Annotated in this window: 24 protein-coding genes; 7 read left to right on the top strand and 17 right to left on the bottom strand. The window is 69.3% G+C overall.

The features are described from left to right. Window positions 1–129 precede the first annotated feature (129 nt). The 14 genes from ACXR8F_RS14990 to ACXR8F_RS14925 all read right to left on the bottom strand — a co-directional run bounded on the left by ACXR8F_RS14990 (window position 130) and on the right by ACXR8F_RS14925 (window position 12,823). On the bottom strand, window positions 130–333 hold the full coding sequence (locus tag ACXR8F_RS14990; protein ID WP_458801621.1) for a hypothetical protein: 204 nt from the start codon (window positions 331–333) through the stop codon (window positions 130–132). Window positions 334–455: 122 nt separating this feature from the next. Beyond that, on the bottom strand, window positions 456–1,037 hold the full coding sequence (locus tag ACXR8F_RS14985) for an adenylate kinase (RefSeq protein WP_458801606.1): 582 nt from the start codon (window positions 1,035–1,037) through the stop codon (window positions 456–458). A gap of 15 nt (window positions 1,038–1,052) precedes the next feature. Beyond that, window positions 1,053–1,916 (bottom strand): MBL fold metallo-hydrolase, encoded by an 864-nt coding sequence (locus ACXR8F_RS14980; protein WP_045186726.1) that lies wholly within the window; start codon window positions 1,914–1,916, stop codon window positions 1,053–1,055. Window positions 1,917–1,948: 32 nt separating this feature from the next. Continuing rightward, on the bottom strand, window positions 1,949–3,334 hold the full coding sequence (locus tag ACXR8F_RS14975; protein WP_458801604.1) for an NAD-dependent succinate-semialdehyde dehydrogenase: 1,386 nt from the start codon (window positions 3,332–3,334) through the stop codon (window positions 1,949–1,951). Then, complete coding sequence (locus tag ACXR8F_RS14970; RefSeq protein ID WP_458801602.1) at window positions 3,324–4,067, bottom strand: SRPBCC family protein; 744 nt, start codon at window positions 4,065–4,067, stop codon at window positions 3,324–3,326. Before ACXR8F_RS14970 ends, ACXR8F_RS14975 begins: the two co-directional genes overlap by 11 nt. A 49-nt stretch (window positions 4,068–4,116) precedes the next feature. Next, window positions 4,117–4,785, bottom strand: coding sequence for a phosphoglycerate mutase family protein (locus ACXR8F_RS14965; protein WP_458801600.1), 669 nt, complete (start codon window positions 4,783–4,785; stop codon window positions 4,117–4,119). Window positions 4,786–4,796: 11 nt separating this feature from the next. Then, window positions 4,797–5,090, bottom strand: coding sequence for a putative quinol monooxygenase (locus tag ACXR8F_RS14960; protein ID WP_045186737.1), 294 nt, complete (start codon window positions 5,088–5,090; stop codon window positions 4,797–4,799). Window positions 5,091–5,151: 61 nt separating this feature from the next. After that, the gene (locus tag ACXR8F_RS14955) at window positions 5,152–6,012 is read right to left on the bottom strand and encodes a fumarylacetoacetate hydrolase family protein (protein WP_458801597.1); all 861 of its coding nucleotides are present in this window, start codon (window positions 6,010–6,012) and stop codon (window positions 5,152–5,154) included. Beyond that, window positions 6,009–6,452, bottom strand: a complete 444-nt coding sequence (locus tag ACXR8F_RS14950; protein WP_458801596.1) for a (2Fe-2S)-binding protein — start codon at window positions 6,450–6,452, stop codon at window positions 6,009–6,011. Before ACXR8F_RS14950 ends, ACXR8F_RS14955 begins: the two co-directional genes overlap by 4 nt. After that, on the bottom strand, window positions 6,449–8,716 hold the full coding sequence (locus ACXR8F_RS14945) for a xanthine dehydrogenase family protein molybdopterin-binding subunit (protein ID WP_458801594.1): 2,268 nt from the start codon (window positions 8,714–8,716) through the stop codon (window positions 6,449–6,451). Before ACXR8F_RS14945 ends, ACXR8F_RS14950 begins: the two co-directional genes overlap by 4 nt. Next, window positions 8,713–9,513 carry an FAD binding domain-containing protein gene (locus ACXR8F_RS14940; protein ID WP_458801592.1) on the bottom strand — a complete coding sequence of 267 codons (801 nt, stop codon included), beginning with the start codon at window positions 9,511–9,513 and terminating at the stop codon, window positions 8,713–8,715. Before ACXR8F_RS14940 ends, ACXR8F_RS14945 begins: the two co-directional genes overlap by 4 nt. Window positions 9,514–9,631: 118 nt before the next feature. Then, the gene (locus ACXR8F_RS14935) at window positions 9,632–10,459 is read right to left on the bottom strand and encodes a PEP/pyruvate-binding domain-containing protein (protein ID WP_458801590.1); all 828 of its coding nucleotides are present in this window, start codon (window positions 10,457–10,459) and stop codon (window positions 9,632–9,634) included. Further along, window positions 10,452–11,099 carry a GntR family transcriptional regulator gene (locus ACXR8F_RS14930; RefSeq protein ID WP_045186754.1) on the bottom strand — a complete coding sequence of 216 codons (648 nt, stop codon included), beginning with the start codon at window positions 11,097–11,099 and terminating at the stop codon, window positions 10,452–10,454. Before ACXR8F_RS14930 ends, ACXR8F_RS14935 begins: the two co-directional genes overlap by 8 nt. Further along, window positions 11,096–12,823, bottom strand: coding sequence for a PEP-utilizing enzyme (locus ACXR8F_RS14925; RefSeq protein WP_045186757.1), 1,728 nt, complete (start codon window positions 12,821–12,823; stop codon window positions 11,096–11,098). The genes ACXR8F_RS14930 and ACXR8F_RS14925 overlap by 4 nt, the downstream gene beginning before the upstream one ends. Before the next feature lie 655 nt (window positions 12,824–13,478). Between ACXR8F_RS14925 and ACXR8F_RS14920 the strand changes: the two genes are divergently transcribed. Next, window positions 13,479–13,883: a VOC family protein gene (locus ACXR8F_RS14920; protein ID WP_458801588.1), complete on the top strand. Its 405-nt coding sequence runs from the start codon at window positions 13,479–13,481 to the stop codon at window positions 13,881–13,883. Next, the gene (locus ACXR8F_RS14915; RefSeq protein ID WP_458801586.1) at window positions 13,880–14,173 is read left to right on the top strand and encodes a winged helix-turn-helix transcriptional regulator; all 294 of its coding nucleotides are present in this window, start codon (window positions 13,880–13,882) and stop codon (window positions 14,171–14,173) included. The genes ACXR8F_RS14920 and ACXR8F_RS14915 overlap by 4 nt, the downstream gene beginning before the upstream one ends. 64 nt (window positions 14,174–14,237) lie before the next feature. On the opposite strand, the gene ACXR8F_RS14910 is transcribed toward ACXR8F_RS14915, so the two are convergent. Together ACXR8F_RS14910 and ACXR8F_RS14905 are read right to left on the bottom strand one after the other, a co-directional pair. Then, on the bottom strand, window positions 14,238–14,435 hold the full coding sequence (locus tag ACXR8F_RS14910; RefSeq protein WP_458801584.1) for a DUF1660 family phage protein: 198 nt from the start codon (window positions 14,433–14,435) through the stop codon (window positions 14,238–14,240). Between the two features lie 114 nt (window positions 14,436–14,549). Beyond that, window positions 14,550–15,161 carry a TetR/AcrR family transcriptional regulator gene (locus ACXR8F_RS14905; RefSeq protein ID WP_458801583.1) on the bottom strand — a complete coding sequence of 204 codons (612 nt, stop codon included), beginning with the start codon at window positions 15,159–15,161 and terminating at the stop codon, window positions 14,550–14,552. A gap of 126 nt (window positions 15,162–15,287) precedes the next feature. Between ACXR8F_RS14905 and ACXR8F_RS14900 the strand changes: the two genes are divergently transcribed. Continuing rightward, window positions 15,288–16,037: an SDR family oxidoreductase gene (locus tag ACXR8F_RS14900; protein ID WP_458801582.1), complete on the top strand. Its 750-nt coding sequence runs from the start codon at window positions 15,288–15,290 to the stop codon at window positions 16,035–16,037. Window positions 16,038–16,217: 180 nt separating this feature from the next. On the opposite strand, the gene ACXR8F_RS14895 is transcribed toward ACXR8F_RS14900, so the two are convergent. Continuing rightward, window positions 16,218–16,541, bottom strand: coding sequence for a hypothetical protein (locus tag ACXR8F_RS14895; RefSeq protein ID WP_458801581.1), 324 nt, complete (start codon window positions 16,539–16,541; stop codon window positions 16,218–16,220). 85 nt (window positions 16,542–16,626) lie between these two features. Here ACXR8F_RS14895 and ACXR8F_RS14890 point away from each other — a divergent pair, with 85 nt between their 5' ends. The 4 genes from ACXR8F_RS14890 (at window position 16,627) to ACXR8F_RS14875 (ending at window position 19,912) form a co-directional block, all read left to right on the top strand. Next, window positions 16,627–16,926, top strand: a complete 300-nt coding sequence (locus ACXR8F_RS14890; protein ID WP_045186774.1) for a MerR family transcriptional regulator — start codon at window positions 16,627–16,629, stop codon at window positions 16,924–16,926. 265 nt (window positions 16,927–17,191) lie between these two features. Continuing rightward, window positions 17,192–18,367 carry a magnesium and cobalt transport protein CorA gene (locus tag ACXR8F_RS14885; protein WP_045186777.1) on the top strand — a complete coding sequence of 392 codons (1,176 nt, stop codon included), beginning with the start codon at window positions 17,192–17,194 and terminating at the stop codon, window positions 18,365–18,367. 34 nt (window positions 18,368–18,401) lie between these two features. Further along, the gene (locus ACXR8F_RS14880; protein WP_458801579.1) at window positions 18,402–19,250 is read left to right on the top strand and encodes a DUF72 domain-containing protein; all 849 of its coding nucleotides are present in this window, start codon (window positions 18,402–18,404) and stop codon (window positions 19,248–19,250) included. Window positions 19,251–19,369: 119 nt separating this feature from the next. Then, window positions 19,370–19,912 (top strand): OsmC family protein, encoded by a 543-nt coding sequence (locus tag ACXR8F_RS14875; RefSeq protein ID WP_458801577.1) that lies wholly within the window; start codon window positions 19,370–19,372, stop codon window positions 19,910–19,912. The last annotated feature ends 1 nt before the right edge of the window (window position 19,913 follow it).

Raw genomic sequence — 19,913 nt, 5'->3', positions numbered from 1 at the left:
TTTCTGGGACTCGGTGATTCGAGGAGCCGCCGCAGCGAAGCGAGGACGGCGGAGTCCCCTCAGCTCCACCAGACGGAAACCCCGTCCCACCTGCGGAAACACGCAGGAGGGGGCGGGGTTCTCTTTTTGTCATCCGCCCGTCTCCCGCCGATGTGTCCCCCCGGTGTCCCCCGGGGTCACATTGAGCCTCGCCAGACCGGCCAGATCGGCGCCTGTTCCGAGGTGGTGCAGGTAGCGGTTCGTGGTGCCGATGGACTCGTGTCCCATCCACGCCTGGACGGTCCCGGGGTCGACGCTGCGGGCCAGCCAGAGGCACGCACCGGTGTGGCGCAGGTCGTGGATCCGGCGGCCACGGCCCGCAAGAGGCCTACGGCTACGACGCAGTGTCTGAATACGGGACGAAAGACCGCGTGACCGAGAGCCGAGAGCGGGTGGCCCGCTTTGGCCGGTCTTGATCAGGGTTGACGGGTTGCGCTGAGGGAAAGCGCTTCGAACAGGCTCTCCGTGACCTTCGCGACGGGCCCGGACCCGGGCACGGTGGTCAAGAGGCCGCGCTTCTCGTAGGACTCCAGCAGGGGTGCGGTCTGCGCCCGGTAGACCTCCTGACGACGACGGATGACCTCCTCGGTGTCATCGGCGCGGCCCTCGGTCAACGCCCGCTTGGCGAGGCGCTGAACCAGTTCTTCCTCGTCGACGGTGAGCACGAGCACGGCGTTCAGGCGATGGCTGCGGGCCTCGAGGACAGCCTCGAGCGCGGCTACTTGGCCGGCAGTTCGGGGGTAGCCGTCCAGAAGCCACCCGTTGGCGGCTTCCGGCTCGTCGAGGCGTGCCTCGAGCATGGCGTCGGTGACGGAGTCGGGCAGGTATTCACCCGCGTTCATGTACCGCTGGGCTTGCACCCCCAGCGGTGTCCCTGCCGCGACATTTGACCTGAAGATGTCACCCGTGGAGATCGCCGGGACGCTGAGCGCGTCGGCCAACCGGGTCGCCTGCGTGCCCTTGCCGGCGCCAGGAGGACCCATCAGGAGAAGTCTCATCTGTCTCTGATCCCGTCAAGCCGGCCGGCCGGCCGTGAGCTTGTCCCAGATGGACCCGGCGTTGAGCGTCTGGATGTGGTCCATCATGTAGCCCTGACCCACATCGACCGGGTACCGCTCGGCGAAGTTGACCTTCGCCACGGTCTCCTCGCGGCTCCATCCGTTCGCTACGGCGTCGGCGACGGCCTGCACCCAGTCGACGAGGTTGGCCCGCTGCCGCGCCAGGTAGGCAGAAGTCACGACGGGGCCGTGCCCCGGGATGACCCAGTCGACGTCGAGCTGGGAGATGCGATCCAGGGCCGCGAGCCATTGCGTGACGTTGGAGCCCATGAGCCAGGTCTGGCATTCGGAGAAGATCGTGTCGCCGGTGAAGACGACTCGTTCCTGCGGGACATGGACGGCGATCTGCCCGGGCGTGTGGCCGGGGGTGTGGATCAGCTCGAAGTTGTGCGAGCCGAGGCTGATCGTCAGGTCGCCGGTGAAGACGATGTCGGCGCGGCCGGGGTCTGCGAAGTAGGTTTCGCGGTCCGGGAAGATCGCCTCGCCCTCGGGGTCGTCTGACGGGATCGCCTCGTGCGCGTAGTCGAACGAGTCGAGGCTCGGGGTGACCTCCATGAAGTTGTCGGCGACCCCCTGGTGGTGCACGATCGGGCCGGCACCGCGGAAGTAGAAGTTGCCGAAGATGTGGTCCACGTGGTGCTCGGTGTTGATGACGTACCGGATGGGCCCGAGGGCCTCGGCCTCCTGCCGCATGGCGACGGCGCGGGTGGGCAACTGCGGCGTGTCGATGATGACGACGCCGTCGCTGGTGGCGACCATGCTCGGGTTGCAGCCGCGCAGCGTGGTGTCGGTGAAGACGTTCGGGGTGACCTTCTGCATCGTTTCGTTCCTTGGTTTCGTGGGGCCGCGGGTCAGCCGATGACCACGGTGCGGGTGTTGGTGAACTCGAGGGCGCCGGCCACGCCGAGCTCACGCCCATACCCGGACTGCTTGACGCCGCCGAACGGCAGCCGCGGGTCGGAGGCGGTGACCGCGTTGACGAACAGCGCCCCGGACTGGATGCGCCCACCCACCGCCAGGGCCCTGTCCGTGTCGGCCGACCAGACACTGGCCCCGAGCCCGTACGGGGTCGCGTTCGCCAGTTCGATCGCCTCCTCGTCCGAGCCGAAGCCGATGACGGCGGCTGCGGGCCCGAACGTCTCCTCCGCCATGACGGGCATGGTCGGTGTCACCGCGGTCAGGACCGTCGGGGCGTACCACGACGCGCCGTGCTCCAGCCGGACGCCGCCCGTCAGGACTGTGGCTCCGGCCTCGACCGAGCCCGCGATCTGCCGGTCCAAGTTGTCCACCAGGTCGGGTCGGGCCAGCGGGCCGATACGGGTACCTTCCTCGGTCGGGTCACCGATATGCAGCTGCGAGACGGCCTCGGCGAACCGGCGCCCGAATTCCTCGACGAGCGACTCGTGGACGATGAACCGTTTCGCGCACAGGCACGACTGGCCGGTGTTGAGGAACCGGGCCGAGACGGCCTTGGGCACCACCTCGTCGAGGTCGGCGTCGGCCAGCACGACGAACGGGTCCGAGCCGCCCAGCTCGAGAACGCTCTTCTTCGCGGCCTGCCCGGCGGCGGCCGCGACGTGCGCACCGGCGCGGTTGCTACCGGTCAACGTCACCGCGGCCACGCGGTCGTCTGCGATGAGATCGGCAACTGCGGTGGGCACGTCCGGCTCGGCGATGACCAGGGTCCGGAAGACGTCGTTGGGGATGCCGGCCTTGACCAGCAACGCCTCGATGGCCAACGCGGTGCCGGTCACGTTCGGGGAGTGCTTGAGCAGAGCGGTGTTGCCGGCCATCAGGGTCGGGGCCGCGAACCGGAACACCTGCCAGAACGGGAAGTTCCACGGCATGATCGCCAGCACTACCCCGAGCGGCTCGTGCCGGATCAGGCTGCGCGACCCGGCCGCCTGCACCTCCTCGTCGGCGAGCACGAGGGGGGCGGTGTCGGCGTAGTAGTCGCAGACCCAGGCGCACTTCTCGACCTCGGCTCGCGCCTCGGTGATCGGCTTGCCCATCTCGCGGGTGGCCAGCAGGGCGAGCTCGTCGGCTTGGCCGCGCAGCTGCTCGGCGACCGCCCGCAGGAGGCCGGCGCGCGCGTACACCTGCGTGGCTGCCCACGGCTGCTGCGCGTTCGCGACCGCGGCGACGACGGCGTCCAGGTCGGCGGCCGTCATCGGGGTGAACTGCTCCAGCGGTTCCCCGGTGGCCGGGTTGATGGTGATGATCGGGTCAGAGGACACGACGAACGATCCTTTCCAGCGTGCGGTTCTTGCCGTACAGGTAGCCGATGACCACGCCCACCAGGGCGGCTCCGGTCGGGACGAGGACGGCCTTGGCTGCGCTCGATCCGAGAAGCAGGGACATCGCGTCGAGCCCGTCGTCGCCGGCGGGCACGAAGGGCGCTGGGGCGGCGGCAGACTGCCGGGCCCCAACTGCATTGGACGGTCCGGGGGACGATCCGGCGTCCAGGGCCCCGGAGGGCGTGGCGGTCTGTGCCGCCCGGGCGGGCTGTGCACCGTCGGCGACCGCGGCCCCGGAGGCGATGAGCTGCGCGAGGTTGGCGGCGAAGGTCCCCAGCATGCGGTTGCTGACGTCCTTCATGACCCCGCCGCCGAACTGGGCGGCCTTGCCGCTGACCCTCAGGTCGGTGATCACGTGCACCTCCGTGGCGTCCCCGCGCTCGTGCAGCGACGCGGTCACGCTGGCCTGTGCTCCGCCGTTGCCCTTGGCGTCGCGGCCTTGTGCCTGAAGGACGACACGTCGCTCCTGGGGGAACTTCTCCAGGACGCCCTCGCCCCTGAAGGTCATCGACATCGGTCCGAGCTTGATCTTCATGCCACCCTCGAAGGCGTCGCCGTCGACCGATGTGACGGCGGCGCCGGGCAGGCAGGGGGCGATCTTCTGGACGTCGACCAGTAGGGCGAACGCCTGGTCGGCGGGGACGGGGACCGTGAAGTCGTGCACGAGTTCCATGTCGAGGTCCTTGGGTGCGTAAGAGGTAGGTGGGTGGAGGCGGGAGGTGTCAGCGTGTTGCGGCGAGCAGGTCGATGGCGTCGACGTGCAGGGTTCGGTCGCCGCCCACGGTGACGTGGGCGCCCGTGACGTAGCCCGGTTCACCGGGGTCGCGGCCCGTGTGAGCCAGTAGCAGAGATCGCAGCAGGGGCGAGTGTGTGACTCCGACGATCAGGCGCCCGGCCAGCGGGCCTGGGTCGGCGATGCTGAGGACGAACCGGCTGAGGCGGATCGCCAGGTCAGATGAGGTCTCACCCGGCGGATCCGTCTGGGCTATCCACCAGCCGATCCGGTCGCCCGCGGAAAAGAAGTGCGCCCACCACGGGTTGGCGTCGGCCTGCTCGGCCGTCATGTCGGGTACCTGTTCGGCCAGGGTCTCGGCGGAGCTGACCATGTTGACGCGCGAGCCGGCGGCGTACATGTCCGGGTTCCTGAGGGCGAAGTTGTCCACGGGCCCCTGCACGCGGGACCGGTCCCCTATGCCGCGGCCGATCGCCTCAGCGGTCTCGCGGGTGCGGCGGGTCCCGCCGTAGAGCAGGGTGATGGGTTGCTCAAAGCGGTCAGCGAGGGCGCTGCCGACGCGTTCAGCGTGCAGCAGCCCGTCCCGCGTCACGGGGACGTCGCCGCGGTGCGAGGCCACCTCTCCGTGACGCAGGAGCAGGACTGTCGTGTCTGGCATGGGTCAGACGGTCAGGCGTCGATGGTCGTGTAGGTCTTCACCGAGCGCTCCTCGAGGTACTCGATGATGTAGCCGAAGACGTTCTCCTGGAAGTGCGGGGTCGCCTTGTGGGCCTCGTAGGCGGCCTCGTCGACGTACTGCTCGTAGAGGAAGAACGTGCGGGGGTCCTCGGGGTTGACCTGGGCCTGGTAGAAGAGGTTGCCCTCCTCGGCGCGCGAGAGCGGGGTCATCTTGACGATGGTCTCCTCGACCCGCTTCTCCTCGCCTTCCTTGGCCAACCACGTTGCTGCCACGACGAATGCCATGAACTTCTCCTTGCTTTTCTTGGGGTCTGTCCGGTGGTGCGGTTTCTGGGGGCGGGCCTGCTCAGTCCGGCCGTGGGCCCACGGTGTTGATCAGGACGCCGATGCCGCTGGCTTCCATCTCGATGAGGTCGCCGGGTCGCAGCCAGCGGTCCAGCTCGAGTCCCGAGCCACCGGTGGCGGTCCCGGAGCCGAGGAGCTCCCCGGCTCGCAGGGTCAGTCCCTGGGAGGCGTAGGCGATCATCGACTCGAACGAGTGGTGCATGGCCGCGGTGTTGTCCCCGCCCCACCGCTCGCCGTTGACCCGCACCTCCAGGTCGACGTCGTGCGGGTCGATCTCGTCAGCGGTGACGATGCACGGCCCAAGGACGTTGGAGCCGTCCCAGTCCTTGGCCTTGCACGGGCCCATGCCGACCGGCAGCTCGCGGGTCTGGGTGTCCCTGGCGGACATGTCGTTCCAGATCGTGTACCCGAAGACGTGCTCCAGGGCATTGGCCTCGGTGATGTCCTTGCCGCGGCGCCCGATGATCGCGGCGAGCTCGAGCTCGTGGTCGAGCTTGTCGGTGTACGCGGGCCATGGGATCTCATCGCCCGGGCCGATGACGGTGTCGGGCAGGCCTTTGTAGTAGGCCGGCACGGAGTACCACTCGTCCGGGATCGCCTTGCCGAGGCGGGCGAAGGCGCTCTTGAGGTGGCCCTCGAAGGCCAAGAAGTCGCGGATCGTCCGCGGACGCAGCGGGGCGAGCAGTCGCACGGAATCTGCTCGGCCTACCAGCGTGGTCGTGCCATGGGGCGCGCCGGCCTCGATGAAGGCGACCATGTCGCCGTCGAAGCCGACGTCGATGACGTCTTCACCGTCGAGGTAGGCGACTCGGCCGGTCGGTGCCGCGGTGTCGGCGCTGGGGGCGTAGGTCACGTACTTCACTGGGCGGCCTCCTCGATGGCGTCGATGATCTTCAGGTAGCAGCCGCAGCGGCACAGGCTGCCCCCGAGCCCCTCACGGATCTCCTCGCGGTCTGCGGCATGGCCTTCGGCCACCATCGCCCGTCCGGTCAGCACCATCCCGGGGATGCAGAAGCCGCACTGGAAGGCGTGATGGCGGTCGAAGCAGCGGACGACCGCGTCGTCCTCGGGAATGCCCTCGATGGTGGTGATCTCCTTGCCCTGCGCGAGCGGGGCCATGAGGATGCACGCGGACACGGGCTGCTCGTCCATCAGGACGGTGCAGATGCCGCAGAGGCCGACGCCGCAGGTGACGCGCGGGCCGGTCAGGCCGGCGTGCTCGCGAAGGACGTCGACGAGCATGGTCTCGGGCTCGACGTCAGCGTGGATGGTGCGTCCGTTGACGCGTAGGGCGAGGTTCATGCGCCCTCCTCTCCTTGGATGTGGCCGACCGGGAGACTGGCCTGCTCGTGGCTGGGGGCCGCGGCCAGGACGCGTTCGGGTGTCATGGGCAGCCGGGTCACGTGGTACCCGAAGGACGCGACGGCGTTGCCGATGGCCGGGGGAACCGGCGGGACGGCGGTCTCGCCGAGGCCGTGAACTTCGGCGCCGGGGATCTGCATGACCTTGTGACTGATCGACACGACGTCGAGGGCGGAGGCGATGTTGTAGTCCGACAGGTTCGGGTTGGTCATCTGCCCGTCGCTGAACTGGAGCTCCTCGAAGAGCGCTGAGCCGAGTCCGAGGATCATCGACCCCTCGTTCTGCAGGTCTGCGCCGTGTGGGTTGACGACCTTGCCGGCGTAGGAGGAGGCGTACAGGGTCCGGAGGGTGATGACGCCAGTCTCCTCGTCGACGTCCAGGCTGGCGGCGGCAGAGCCTTGGTGCCAGTGAGAGGAGGCGACGCCCTGGCCGGTCTCGGGGTCGAGTCCGCCGTCGTTGGAGACGTACCCGTGGCCGACGGTGCCGTGCTGGAGCAGGTCCTGCGCGGCGTCGGCAAGTGCCCGGCTCATCATGTGGGTCGACCGGCTGGAGGTGGTGCGGGTGTCGTAGGGGACGCGGTCGGTGTCCGGGGTGCACACGACGATCTGGTCGACGTCGCACTTGAGGTACTCGGCGGCCAGGCGGGTCAGCATCTCCGAGGCGCCCTGGCCCATGTCGGCGGTACCGGCCTGGACCTCGTACCGTCCGTCGGGCAGCAGCTGGATGCGTGCCTCCGCCTTCGAGGGCGTCTGCATCCCCTTGAGCATGATGGCCACGCCCTTGCCGGCGCGGTCGCCGTCCTTTTCCCAGCCGACGGCCGAGGCGGCGTCGTCGAGCAGCTCCTCGAAGTGACTGTCGTGCATCACCTCGCCGGTGCAGAAGGTGTCACCCTCGCGCAGCAGGTTCTGCCGGCGCAGCTCGACGGCGTCGATGCCGAGTCGGTCGGCCAGCAGGTCGACGGCACGCTCGGAGGCCCAGACGGACTGCATCGCGCCGTAGCCGCGGAAGGCACCACCGGGTGGCAGGTTGGTGTAGATGCAGTAGGAGTCGACGGCGACGTGCTCGAAGCGGTAGGGCCCGACTCCGGCATAGCCCATCTTCTGCGCGACACCGGGGCCGCAGTCGGCGTAGGCGCCCGTGTTGACATACGCCCAGATGCGTTTGGCAACGAAGGTGCCGTCAGCCTTGGCGCCCAAGCGGATGCGGACCGTCGAGGGGTGACGGGTGACCTCGTTGAACACCTCGTCGCGGTCCAGGACGCAGCGCACCGGGCGGCCGCTGACGCGTGCGGCGAGGGCGGTGATGGCTTCAGTGCGGATGAATGTCTTGGCGCCGAAGGCGCCACCCATCGGGGGAACCACGATCCGCACGTCGTCGGCAGCCAGCCCGAAGATGTGCGCGAGGTCCTGGCGCATGTTGAACGGGGTCTGGGTGCCGGTGACGACTTCCAGGCGGCCCTCGACCCACTGGGCGTTGGTGGCGTGCGGTTCCATCGGCACGTGTGCCGCGGCCGGGGTGTGGAAGACCTCGTCGATGATGACGTCCGCCTGCGCGAACGCGTCGGCCAGGGCCGTATCGGAATCGTCGAGCTCGGTGATGACGTTCGGTTCCTGCCGGCCCTGCAGGGCTGCGGTGCGGATCCGGAACCGGTGGCACACGTTGGTGCCGTCCTGCGGGCGCATGTCGAAGTAAGCGGAGTCCGACTCGGAGGTCGCGTGCGAACGGTGGACGAGCAACGCGTCCGGGGCGATTGCGGCCATCTCGTCGAAGACGGCCGGGGCGCGTTCGTAGCTGACCTCGACGAGCGATGCCGCGATCCGGGCAGCGGCCAGGGTGGGGGCAAGTACGGCGGCAATCGCGTCACCGACGAACTTCGGCTCCCGGGTCAGGACGGTCTGGTCGGCGATCTGGCATCCGAATGCGGGCAGGCCGGCGGCGTCCACGTCGTCGGGGGTCAGGAAGATGATCTCGTCGTCCAGAAGGGCGGTCTGGAAGCCGGTGACCCGGCCCGCGGGCACCGAGGAGCGGATGATGCGCAGGTGCCACTCGCCCGGGATTCCGCCGTCGACGGCGTAGCGGATGCCGGCGGTGATGCGCGGGTTGACGCCTTGCACGGCGGAGGTTTCACCGGGTCGCAGTCGTGCGTTACCCGTGCCCTCGTTGTTGTCCTGGTCGCGGCGGGCGCGCGCGGTCGAGGTGTTCATGAGCTCACCTGCATCAGGGCTCGGCGGACCTCGACGGCCACGACGCGTCGCCGGTAGGCCGCGGAGCCGCGGTTGTCGTCGATGTACTCGATCCGTTCCGCGTACCCGGCGCCGATCTCCCGGGCGGAGTCCTCGTTGCCGGGTCGCCAGGTGGCGCAGAGGTCGGCGAAGTGGTGCGGGCGGTCGCTCACGGCTCCGACCACGACTCGAACCGTGCCCTGGTGGACGACGGCGGCGACCGACGAGGAGGGCCGGTCCTCTTGTGACCGGGTGCGCAGCTTGCGGTAGACGGCGCGCCCTTGTGGGCGGGGGACGATGACTCGGGTGATCAGCTCGTCCTCCTCGAGGCAGGTGCTGTAGTGCCCGGTGATGAGCTCCTCGATGGGCACCCGACGGCTGCCGCGGACGCTCGCGATCTCCGCGACGGCGCGCGAGGCGACGAGCATGGAGGGCGGGTCGGAGGCGTAGTCGGCGTCGGCGAGGACTCCCCCGACGGTGGCGACGTTGCGGACGCGCGGGCTGGCCACGGCGCGGAACGCGGCGGCGATGCCGGGCCAGATCCCGCGGACGTCCTCGTCGAGCTCCAGCCGCCGATGTCGCACCATGGCGCCGATGGACAGGTCCCCAGGGGACTGCAGTCGCGTCAGCTCGCGCACGTCTTGCAGGGAGATCCAGTCGTCGGCCTCGAGCATCCCGGCCCGGACGAGGATGCCGAGGAAGGTGCCGCCCGCGACGATGATGGCCTCGGGGTTCTCGGCGCGTGCACGCACGACAGCGTCCACGCTGGTCGGCTGCATCCATGTCATGGTCGGGCCGCTCCTTCCTCGATGTGGTGCTTGTGCGCAGTGGTTCGACTGACGCCTGGTCCGGCCGGTGTGACGGGGGTGTTCACACCGGACGGACCGGGCGGCGTGGCTACATGGTGGTGACGGGTCGGGACTGCAGCATGTAGAGCCCGGTGTCGTCGTAGGCCCACTCGATGTCCTGGGGGCCGCCGTTGAGCTCGGCGAGGTGCAAGCCGAGCTTCACGAGGTCGGCGAGCTCGCTCTCGGCCATGACCTGCTCGGCGACGACCTTGGCCTTCTTCAGGGCACCCTTGCGGTCCAGCGTGTAGTAGTCGGGGGTGACTTCGCCGGAGACGACGTTCTCGCCGATGCCGAAGGCGGCCTCGATGACGACGCGGTCGCGGCGGTGGTTGACCGGGTCGACGGTGAACATGACGCCGGCCTTGGTCGCGTCGACCATCTGCTGGACGACGACAGCCATCTGGATGTCGTCGAGGTCGCCCTTGTGCTCGCGGTAGAACAGGGCGCGCTCTGAGAAGAACGAGAGCCAGCACTCGACAACCTTGTCGATGACCTCGTCGAAGGACTCGACGAACAGGTAGGTCTCCTGCTGGCCGGCGTAGGAGGCATCGCTGCTGTCCTCGGCGCAGGCCGAGGACCGGACCGCGACGGAGCAGCCGGCTGGGAGCTGCTCGTAGGCCTCGCGGATCTGCTCCCGCGGCGGCTGGGTCGCGGCGACGACGGCGCGGGCGGCCTCGAGGTCGCGGTTCTTCAGGTGAGCCAGGAGTGCCTCGCCGTCGACGGCGTCGGTGAAGGCCGCCGAGGTGATGACGAATCCCGGCGGGACCGGCAGGCCGTTGGCGGTCATCGAGGCGAGGCTGGCGCCCTTGCCGCCGGTGAGGTCGACGTCGCGGCATCGCTCGTCGGTGAACGGCAGGACGAGGGGGGCCTCAGGCATCGGGGTCGCCTCCAAACAGCGTGTTTCCGAAATGTTCGATGTGTGCCCGCATGACCTTTCCGGCGAGGTCGCCGTCACGCTGGCGGAGGGCGTCGAGAATCGGCAGGTGGGTGTTCGCGATCGCGACCAGGTCGAGGTTGGACTTGACCACCGAGACGAGGGTGTACGCCTCGATGCGCAGGCCGGACCAGGAGTCGAGCAGGACGGAGTTGCCGGCCTGTTCGACGATGAGCTCGTGGAAGCGGGCGTCGTGCACCAGCAGTCCGTGCTGGTCCTTACGGCGGGCAGCCTCGAGCATGTTCTGGATTTCGCTCTCCAGCATCCTCAGAACGTTGTTGTCCACCCCGGGTGCGGCCATGTGTCCGGCCAGCTCCTCAAGGGCAGCGCGGACCGGGTAGGTCTCGGTCAGCTCCTTGTGGGTGACTTGGCGGACACGTGCGCCACGGTAGGGCTCGGACTCGATGAACCGCATGGCCTCCAGGTCGCGTAGGGCCTCCCGTACAGGGGCCTGGCTGACGCCGAGTTCCTGCACGAGCGCCAGCTCGACGACGCGGTCGCCCGGGGCATACGTGCCGTCCAGGATGCGCTGGATGATGACTTCCTTGATCTGCTCGCGCAGAACGGATCGCGACAGCGTCACGAGAGCACCTCGACGACGCCGGTGGCGCCGTTGACGCGGACACGGTCGCCGGTCTTGATCTGCCGGGTGGCGTCCGAGGTGCCGACGACGGCCGGGATGCCGAACTCGCGGGAGACGACGGCCGGGTGCGAGGCCATGCCACCGGCGTCCGTGACCAGGCCGGCGATCTTCGTGAAGAGCACCACCCAGGCCGGGCTGGTCATGCGGCACACGACGATCTCGTCGCGCTCGACCTGGGAGAACTGCTCCGGCGACAGGACGAGGCGGGCCTTGCCCTCGACGACACCGGTGGAAGCACCGAGGCCGTGGATCTCTCCCTCGACAGTCGACGGCTCGCGGTACACCTTCTCCGGGAAGGCCCACAGGGACAGGTACGGGAAGGCGAGGTTCTCCTCCGTGGCGGTGCCCACCCAGTCACGCGGTCGCAGCTCGTAGGCGGCCTCGCGCTCGTCGCGGCGGTCACCGATGAGGTCCTCGGCGTCGAAGGAGTTGGACCCGGCCATGAGGGTGCGCAGCTCGTTGTACTTGAGGTACATGACGTCCTCGGGGTCGCCGATCTTGCCGTCCTCGACGAGCTTGCGGCCGATGGCGATGAGCACGAGGCGCACCCGGGCGTTGGTGCCCTGGTCGATGTAGAAGTGGTGGTCCGGGGTGAGTGGGTTCATCCGCAGGCTCAAGTTGAGCGCGGCCTCAAGGCGGTCGCGGATTTCACCGGTGACGCCCTCGAGGCACTCGGTCTTGGCGGCCTCGAGGTCCTTGGCGACGGCGGCGATCTCGGCCGGGTAGTCGTAGTCGGCCTCGAGATAGCCGCGGACCGCCTCGACGACGGGGGTCGGGTCCTCGCGCCAGGTGCGGAAGGAGAACTCGTGGGCCCACATCGACTTGAAGCCGTACTCGGCCTGGTAGCCCTCGATGACGGTGGCGAGGAAGTCCTTGCCCTCCGGGGTGGTCTGCAGCGCCTTGATGACGTCGGCGCCGGTCGTGCCCTGGGTGAAGGCCTCGGCGATGGCGCCGCTGTCCTTCTTCACCTGCTCCTTGATCTTCCACAGCTCCTCGATGGAGTCCCAGTTGCGGTTCTCGGTGGAGGACTGCAGCCGGCCCATCAGCGCAGAGTGGTCGCCCTCGCCCTTGGCCTCGGCGATGACCGTGTTGAGGTTGAGGGTGGAGGAGAACTGGCTGAAGTTGAGGACCCAGTGGATCGACCAGTGGCGGTCGTGGATGTCGATGGCGTCCTCGAGCAGGATCGCGAGGTCGACGAGCTCTGCGGCGTTGTAGTCGTAGGTGTCGAGGCGCTCGAAGTTGCGCTTGATCTCGGGGACGAGGCGGTCGCGCCACCAGCCGAGGAAGTTCTCGGCGTACGTCGGTAGGGTCCAGCCGAGGTAGCCACCGATCTCGGCGGCGTACTTCTCGTCCAGCGGCGTCCGCGGCGTGTACCGGGCGCCGTACTCGGACGCCTCGGCCTTGAGGCCGGTCTCTGCCGGGATGGCTGCGGTGTACACGTAGCCGTTGATGACCTTGGAGATCCAGTCGGATGCGAACGGCGTGCCGAAGCGGCGGAACATGTAGTCGCACTTGAGCCACCAGCCGCCGATGTCCGCGTACATGGGCGACACCGGGTTGGGGATGTGCAAGTCGTCGTGCACCCAGAGCAGCTCGCGCTGCCCGTCCTCGAAGGTGACGGGGAACTCGTCATCCCCGAAGAAGGTGGCGATCGCAGTACTCATGAGGTCCTCCTTGACCCGGGCGCTCCACGTTGGGCGGCCAACTGATTATCGATAATCGAGTATGCGCAGGTGGGTGTCAAGGCTTTCAAGGAGATTGGGGCGCCGGAACCTCCAGGCAGCATGGACGTGCAGGCCACCCAGCTGGGAGCAGAAGAACGATCGCGCGGACCTGTTGCAAACTCTCGTGCGACGCTTCCGCGGCGAAACGTGCGAGTGCGGACCGCCTACCGGCCACAGCCACGTTCATCGCCCCGCAACATCCGGCCTCAAGCTGCGCCTCCGGCGCAGAAAAGCGCGGGGACCCGAGCGCGACTTGCCCACTACCGCCCGCGCGGCTGAGTCAAGCAAGCGCCTTCTGGGCGGCGCCACCCAGCGCGAAGCCTTCCAGTCACTGCGCAAACTCGCGTGCTCGAGTCGTGTCCCCCCGGTGTCCCCCGCGTCCCAAAACGCCCACTCGCCAAGGGCGCCGAGGAAACGCATGCACCGCACCAGGACGAGCACGACAACGGCCCCGCACCTGTTCGCAATGAGAAGGTCCGGGGTTCGAGTCCCCTCAGCTTCACCGACGGCAGAGAGGCCGGACACGCTTTTCGTCCGGTCTCTCTGCCGTTTCTGGGCCTTGACGGCCTCACTTGCATTTTGCAAGCATGCCGACATGAGCCTCTTCATCACCCGCCCGGTCGACAGCGTCGAGCGCGCGACCGACTTCTACACAGCCCTTGGTTGGACCCTCAACACCGAGATGTCCGATCACAACGTGTCGTGCTTCGCGATCGCGCCTGAGCAGTACGTCATGCTCGGCAGCCGCGAGATGTACGCGAACGTCGGAGGCGTCGAGGACCTGGTCGGCGGACCTGACACCCCGTCGAAGGTCACGGTTTCCTTCGACCTCGGCAGCCGCGAGGCAGTCGACGAGCTCCTCGAGCGAGCCGGCGCCGCGGGCGGACGGATCGGCGACACCGACGACTACCCCTTCATGTACCAGCGCCAGTTCGATGACCTCGACGGCTACCACTACTCGCCGTTCTGGATGAAGCCGAACACCGATCCGAGCGAGTGACCGACCTCGCCGCGGCACTCGAGATCGTCGGCAGCCGGTGGGCCCTACTCATCGTGGAACGCCTGCTCGAAGGGCCGCAGCGCTACGGCGACCTGCAGCGCAACCTCGGAGCGCCGACGAACATGCTCGCAACTCGCCTGCGCGAGCTCGAAGCGGCCGGCGTGCTGTCCCGACTTCCTCTTCGGCACAACACACGTGCGTACGCGCTGACCGAGCGCGGGCTCGCACTGCGAGAGGCGATCGTCGCGCTCGGACGCTGGGGTGCCGAAGTGGACCAGCGCGCCCCGTAGTGAGCCGTGGATCAGCGGGTCCGGCCGGGAAAGGCCATCGCCACCACCCGACGCTTCGGCGACGTCACACGCCGAAGCCGCCCATGCTGGTGCCGCCGCCGACCTGCTTCCACCTGTCGTCGGCGGGGTCGCGACCGATCTCCTGCTCGACGATGTCGAACTCACGACACCGTTGACAGGTCCGGCGGACGCTCTTGCTGGACGCGCGCTGGTACATCCACTTGTGGCCGAGGATCACGCAGCGCAGAGTGCGGCGAGCCATGCTCCGAGTGTCTCCCCGACCCGGGCTGCTGTCAGCACAACAGATGAGACGCCCCAGTCGCCTCGGGTGTCGTCGAGCCCCTTCGACCACCTGCGTGACCAGACGCCACGATGGTCAGGTGCGGGCGCCGGCGTCGCGCGCGACGAAGGCTGACAGGGCGATCTCGGTCGCAGCCAGGAGCTGCTCCGGTCCCACCCCGGCCGCCGCGTGGACCGCGTTGCCCTCCGCCACCATCATGACGAACCGAGCCAGCGCGTCGGGGTCGGCGTCGGCCGGCAGGTCCCCGTCGGTGACCGCACGCGCAAACCGCTCCGCGAGCTGCCGCTCACCCGCGAGCCGACTGGCCGCGAGGAACTCGGCGACGGCCTCGTTGTCGGCGCCGCAGGCCGTTCCTCCCTGCACGGTGAGACACCCGGGCGGCCGGCCGGGACGGGTGACGGACTCCACGTTCCGCCGCAGGAGCGAGGCCGCGACCTCGGCCGCAGTCTCCTCAGCAAGCGCCTCTCGCGCGTACGCCATGTCGACCTCGGCGTAGCGCGCCACCGCCGCGCGGAACAGCTGCTCCTTGTTGCCGAACGCGGCATACATGCTCGGCCGGTTGATCCCCATCGCACGAGTGAGGTCGTCGAGCGACGCCCCCTCGTAGCCGTGGCGCCAGAACACCTCGACCGCCGCGTCGAGCGCGCTGTCGGCATCGAACCCTCTGGGCCTGCCTCGTGGACTCAAGGACCTCACCCCTTCCGCGCGCCACCCTACCAGTTTGCAACCGATCGGTACAGATTTGCCAAACGCAACGGACCGGCGTAGGTTCTTTCTGTACCAATCGATACACAAACAGGAGAGACGATCATCATGGGACAGCTCAACGGCAAGAACGCGCTCGTCACAGGGGCCACCTCCGGCATCGGCCTGGCCACGGCCCGCCGGTTCGCCGCCGAGGGCGCGCACGTCTTCATCACGGGTCGACGGCAGGAGGCGCTGGATGCGGCGGCCGCGTCGATGGGCGACAACGTCACCGCAGTGCGCGGCGACGTCAGCAAGCACGAGGACCTCGACCAGCTCGTCGAGGTCATCCGGGAGCACGGTGGGGGCCTGGACGTGATCATGGCGAACGCCGGCGGCGGGGAGTTCGCGCCCCTCGGCGCGATCACGCCGGAGCACTTCGCAAACACCTTCAACGGCAACGTGGGTGGCACCCTCTTCACCGTCCAGAAGGCCCTGCCGGTGCTCAACGACGGCGCCGCCATCGTGCTCGTCGGGTCGACCGCCGCCACCGCCGGCACGCCCGCCTTCGGCGTCTACGCTGCGTCCAAGGCCGCCATCCGCTCGCTCGCAAGGACGTGGGCGGCCGAGCTGGTCGGGCGCAAGATCCGCGTCAACACGGTCATCCCCGGTCCGACGCAGACGCCGGGCGTCGAGGGGCTGGCGCCCACGCCCGACGACGCGCAGGCACTGCTCGACACCCTCGCGTCCACCGTCCCGATGGGCCGGATGGGTCAGCCGGAGGAGATCGCGAACGTCGCCCTCTTCCTGGCCGGAGACCAGAGCAGCTTCATGACCGGCGCAGAGATCTTCGTCGACGGCGGAGCCCAGCAGCTCTGAGGCTCCACTCACGACGGCGGGCCGCCCTTGCTTCCCATCGGAAGCAGGGCGGCCCGAATCTCATGGCGAAGAGAAAACCGGGCGTCCGTCCGTGACCCCGGCGGCCGTTCGTCACCTCCTTCTGGTGTGACGGCGGCCCCGCCGTCCAGCGGGGCCGCCTCCGGTTACGAGAACACGAGGTCACGGCTCCGGAGGGCTGCGCTGCCGGTTGCGGCGTCTGGCCGCGGCGATCGTCGCAGCGGGGTGGACAGCCGGATCGAGGGCGTCGCGGGGTCCCGGTCGCGCCCGCCCGTCTCCGGGGTCGTCGTGCGGGACGCCGCCACGGTCGGTCGGGTCGCCGAACTCGGCACTGACGAGCGCCTCGAACTCCAGGTCGACGAGGTCGTCGTCGGCGAGCACGATGTCGGCGAAGGCCGCGTCGACGTCGAGAGCCAGGTCGTCGACCGTCCCGAGCCCGAACGGGTGCTCCATCGTCGTCACCTCCATCACGTCGTGAGCCGCCATGGATCCACCAACAGATCTGTGGTGTGTGCGATAGATTTGTTGTAGCACCGGCGGCACGCCGATGCAAGGCCCGATTCGAGGATCGATGACCCCGGCAGCCACCAGCGAGAACGACCCCGAGCGCGGCCTCTACGGCATCACCGTCGCCGCCGACCTCGTCGGCATGGGGGTGCAGAACCTCCGGCTCTACGAGGCCCGCGGCCTGCTCCGGCCGTCCCGGACCGCCGGCGGCACCCGCCGCTACAGCGACAGCGACCTCGTGCGGCTGCGTCGCATCGGCCAGCTCCTCGACGAGGGCCTCAACCTCGCGGGCATCGAGAAGGTGCTCGGCCTCGAGAGCCGGGTCCGCAGCCTCGAGTCGGAGGCCCGACGCCGGCGTCGCTGACCGACGGACGGCGTGACGAGGTGTCCGACGGGGTGGGAACGCCCGCCCGGCACCCGCCCGTCGCGGCTAGACTCCCCGGGGCGACGGCATACGGGCACGTCGCGGCGACGGCAGGAGGTGGGTCCCCATGTGCGGAGAGCCTCCCAGTCATACGACCGACGAGGGCTGACCGCTCGAGACCCGCACGACACGACGTGCGGCAGGGCTCGCGGCGGCTCTCACGACGCCGTCCGCCGCCCCTTCGTCCCGTCCACGGGAGGTCGTCATGTCCGAGCGCACCCGCACCACCACCCGCACCACCACCCGCAACCCCATCCGCAGCCTGGCCGGTCGCGTCCGCCGACCCGCCCCGTCTGACCACGCACCGCACACCGGGCACCCGGTGGAGCACGCGTCGACCAGGCGACAGCACCGCGAGGGCGCCAGCGTCGTCGACAGCGCCGTCTACGTCGACGGCCGACGCACCGACTCCCCCGCGACCCTCGCAGAGACGTTCCGCACCCTCCGTGAGCGGGACGGCGCAGTCGGCTGGATCGGGCTCTACCGACCCACGCAGGACGAAGTCGCCGCTCTCGCAAACGAGTTCGACCTGCACGAGCTCGCCGTGGAGGACGCGATCGTGGCGCACCAGCGACCCAAGATCGAGCGCTACGGAGACACGCTCTTCGTCGTGCTGCGGGCCGCGCGCTACGTCGACGCGACGGAGCAGGTCGAGTTCGGCGAGGTGCACGTCTTCGTGGGTCCGGACTTCGCGATCACGGTGCGCCACAGCGAGGCCCCTGACCTCTCGGCCGTACGGCGACGCCTGGAGAGCGACCCCGAGCTGCTCGCCCGCGGCCCCGAGGCCGTGCTCTACGCGATCCTCGACCGGGTCGTCGACGGCTACCTGCCGGTCGTCCGTGGCCTGCACAACGACATCGACGAGATCGAGACCGAGGTGTTCCGCGGCGACCCGGCGGTCTCGCGACGCATCTACGAGCTGAGCCGCGAGGTCATCGAGTTCGAGCGTGCCGTCCGCCCGCTCGCGACGGTCATCCAGTCGCTCTCGGCCGGCTTCGAGAAGTACGGCACCGACGAGGAGCTGCGCCGCTACCTCCGCGACGTCGAGGACCACCTCACCGCGGTGCGCGAGCAGGTCGACGGCTTCCGCCACCTGCTCCGCGATATCCTCACGGTCAACGCCACGCTCGTCGCGCAGAAGCAGAACGAGGAGATGAAGACCCTCACCGAGGCGAGCATGGACCAGAACGAGGAGGTCAAGAAGATCTCGGCGTGGGCCGCCATCCTCTTCGCGCCGACCCTCATCGGAACGGTCTACGGGATGAACTTCGACGCCATGCCCGAGCTGCACTGGCGTTTCGGCTACCCGTTCGCGCTCGGCATGATGGGCGTCGTCAGCGCCGCCCTCTACGGCGTCTTCAAGGGTCGTCGCTGGATCTAGCCCGCTCCGGAGGCGCTGTGGGTAAGGGTGATCCATGCCCCGTGCACTCGTCGGCGTCTCCGGGTGGCGCTACCCCTCCTGGCGCGGCGACTTCTACCCGAAGGGGCTCCCCCAGCGCCTCGAGCTGGCGTATGCCGCCGAGCGGATGACGTCGATCGAGGTGAACGGGTCGTTCTACTCCCTCCAACGCCCGAGCTCGTATGCCGCCTGGCGGGCCGCCGCTCCGCCTGACGTCGTCTTCGCCGTCAAGGGCGGTCGCTTCATCACGCACCTCAAGGCGCTGCGTGACGTCGAGACCCCACTCGCGAACTTCTTCGCCAGCGGGGTGCTCGCCCTCGGTGAGCAGCTCGGTCCGGTCTTGTGGCAGCTGCCGGAGCGGCTGCACTTCGAGCCCGACCGGCTGGCGTCGTTCTTCGAGCTGCTCCCGCGCACCACGGGCGCGGCGGCCCACCTCGCTTCGAAGCACGACGACAAGGTCAAAGAGGGCCGCAGTCTCACCGAGGTCGAGGCGGACGTGCCCCTGCGCCACGCGCTCGAGCCACGCCACGAGAGCTTCGACTCGGACGCCGCCCGTGCCCTGTGCACGGAGCACGGGGTGGCGCTCGTCGTCGCCGACAGCGCCGGGAAGTGGCCTGTGATGCGGGACGCCACGAGCGACTTCCGCTACGTGCGGCTGCACGGCGAGACCGAGCTCTACGCGAGCGGCTACACCGACGCGTCGCTCGACCGGTGGGCACGCACGTGCCGTGGCTGGCTCGACGAGGGGCACGACGTGCACGTCTACTTCGACAACGACGCCAAGGGTCACGCACCCCACGACGCCCTGCGCCTGCTCGATCGCCTCGGCATCGCGCGCGGTCCCGCGGAGCGCGAGGACCGGTGACGCGGCCTCGCACGTCGGGCGCGGACGGCACCTGACGGCATACGTTGTCGGTGACCGCGTCCGACGAGCCCGGAGGCCACGATGACACCCTGCCCCGCCCGGCACGCACCCTTCAGGGCGTGCCGGTGAACCGTGACGAGCTGCGCGCGGCGCAGACACCGCTCAAGCAGCGCTACCACGACGACCCCGACAGCGCGCTGACCTCGGTGTCGGCGAGCGCGAGGTTCGACGAGCCGCCCACCGTCGAGGTGAGCACCTGGGCCGGTCCCGTGCGCGCGGGCCTGCACCGCGCCACCGGCGGCGACGGAGCCGACGCGTGCTCGGGCGACATGCTCATGGAGGCGCTCGCCGCGTGTGCCGGCGTCACGCTCCACGCCGTCGCCACCGCCTTCGGCGTCGACCTGCGCAACGTGACGGTCCGCGCCGAGGCCACCTTCGACGCGCGCGGCACGCTCGGCATCGACCGGGAGGCGCCCGTCGGCGTCATCGGGCCCCGCGTCGTGGCAGAGGTGACGACCGACGCCGACGACGCGACCCTCGAGCGGCTCGCCACCGCGACCGAGCGCTACTGCGTCGTCGGGCAGTCGCTGCGCCGGCCGCCGACCTTCACCGTGTCGCGCCGCGTCGGCGGTCCCGACCCGGCATCGGGAACCGTTCGCTAGG

It is taken from the genome of Terrabacter sp. AAH1, assembly GCF_054456855.1.
The sequence above is the reverse complement of the archived record's forward strand: the minus strand, read 5'-3'. Positions and strand labels throughout refer to the sequence as shown.